Annotated in this window: 3 protein-coding genes; 1 reads left to right on the forward strand and 2 read right to left on the reverse strand. The window is 57.2% G+C overall.

From position 1 onward, the window contains the following. The coding region (locus tag Q8M73_01680; GenBank protein MDP2287262.1) for a sigma factor-like helix-turn-helix DNA-binding protein at nucleotides 1-218 on the forward strand (218 nt) is incomplete at its 5' end. A 73-nt stretch (nucleotides 219-291) separates the two neighbouring features. On the opposite strand, the gene Q8M73_01685 is transcribed toward Q8M73_01680, so the two are convergent. Together Q8M73_01685 and Q8M73_01690 are read right to left on the reverse strand one after the other, a co-directional pair. Beyond that, nucleotides 292-1,116 carry an IS3 family transposase gene (locus tag Q8M73_01685; protein MDP2287263.1) on the reverse strand — a complete coding sequence of 275 codons (825 nt, stop codon included), beginning with the start codon at nucleotides 1,114-1,116 and terminating at the stop codon, nucleotides 292-294. Between the two features lie 17 nt (nucleotides 1,117-1,133). Beyond that, complete coding sequence (locus tag Q8M73_01690; GenBank protein ID MDP2287264.1) at nucleotides 1,134-1,448, reverse strand: helix-turn-helix domain-containing protein; 315 nt, start codon at nucleotides 1,446-1,448, stop codon at nucleotides 1,134-1,136. Nucleotides 1,449-1,812: the final 364 nt, after the last annotated feature.

Here is a 1,812-nt window from a genome sequence, read left to right on the forward strand (position 1 = left end):
AGGAGCAGTTGGAGTCAGTACTTGACACCCTGTCTGATCGTGAAGCGGGCGTGGTGCGTATGCGCTTTGGCCTGACTGATGGTCAGCCCAAGACTCTTGATGAGATCGGCAAGGTCTACGGCGTTACTCGTGAGCGAATTCGTCAGATAGAAAGCAAGACGATGTCCAAGCTGCGTCACCCTTCGCGTTCACAGGTGCTGCGCGACTACCTGGACTAATAGAAACGCGCAAAGGGCCCCGAGAAGATTCTGAACTGAACCCTGAAAGTTGGAGTTCATAGCGGGAGTCGTTCTAGGCTAACTGAAGGGATTGGGTCCGGTAATCAACTGGGCTCAGTCCCTTCAGTCGTTCCTGGATTCGTTCGTTGTTCCACCAGTGGATGTACTTGGCTAGTTCTGCGGTGAAGTGCCCGGTGCTGGTGAATTTGTGCTGGCGTAGGAATTCTTCTTTGAAATGACCGAAGAAATTCTCGGCGACGGCGTTGTCCAGGCAGTTGCCTTTGCGTGACATGGACTGGGTGATCCCCAGGGTCGTGAGTTGTTGGCGGTATGACCGGTGCTGGTAATGCCAGCCTTGATCTGAATGCAGGACCAGCGCATGGTCGGTCGGTAGGTGCTTTCCTGCTTTGGTGAGCATGTCGGTGACCAATGGCAGGGTCGGGCTGGGCTGCAGCCCGTAGGAGATGACCTCACGGTTGAACAGGTCAATGACCGGCGACAGGTATAGCTTGTTGCCGTTGATCGTGAACTCGGTGATGTCGGTGACCCACTTGCAACTGGCCTGGTTGGTGGTGAAGTCCCGGGCCAGGATGTTGGGCGCGATGCGGCCTTGCTCACCGCGATAGGACCGGTATTTGCGCCGGCGCACCTGGCACAGGCGTTGCTCCTCGCGCATCAGGCGCAGCACGGTCTTGCCAGACAGGTTCATTCCGTGCTTGCCAGCCAAGACGATGCGCACTCGCCGGTACCCGTAGCTGCGATAGGAGCGATCAAAGACTTCCCGCAGCACCGGCCGCACATGCGCGTAGCGATCAACTGGAGTCTTCGCTCCCCGGTGGTAGTAATACGTGCTTGCCGCCAGCCCCAAGAACCGACATAGGGCTTTGACCTCAAACAGATGCTCCAGTGACCTGACTACCTCGGCTTTTTGCCGGTTCGTCGCTGATCGGCGGCCACCAGAGCCTGCAATTTTTTTAGGGCGGCGTTCTCCATTTCCAGGCGTTGAACTTTCTGTTCCAACGTCTCCTTGGACGGGTTCCTGGCAGGCCGGCCCCTGCGCCCAGGTCGCAGGCCATCAGGACCATCATCCCGATAGATCGACACCCATTTGTTTAGCAAAGCGCGCGTGGAGATCTCATACTCCAGCACCACTTCAGTCGTGGAGGCTCCAGACAAGAAGCGCTCCACAGCGGCGACCTTGACCTCAAACGGATACCTCTTGTTACCCATGACACCAGAGCCTAAAAGCGTCCCCTGGCGCGCAGAATCCCTCCATCGCCGCGAGGTCGACAAATTGATAGAAAGCTGCCTGGCAACAACGTGATAACCAAAGCCTTGATCGAACAACTCCTGCGCACGGATCCGCACGTCAAGCGGCAAACGTGATCTAGGCAAAACGAAACCCCCTTAGTCAGACTCCCAATTTCGAGTCCAACTAAGGGGGTTCAGTTCAAATTCTCCGGGGCCCTTCGTTGTGCGGTGGTCCGAGCCTATGCGGAATGCGCCAATGCGTAGCGGCGGCGGTATTCGGCCTTCGATGTCTCGCTGACATCGACATCGGTTGCTCGCGCACGCAGAGCACCGACTGTGGCAT

Source organism: Actinomycetota bacterium (assembly GCA_030684515.1).
Lineage (GTDB): Bacteria > Actinomycetota > Actinomycetes > S36-B12 > S36-B12 > UBA11398.

Bases quoted from the DNA above. Each gene is read 5' to 3' on its own strand.
- Q8M73_01690 (MDP2287264.1), bottom strand. From the start codon at position 1,448: ATGGGTAACAAGAGGTATCCGTTTGAGGTCAAGGTCGCCGCTGTGGAG.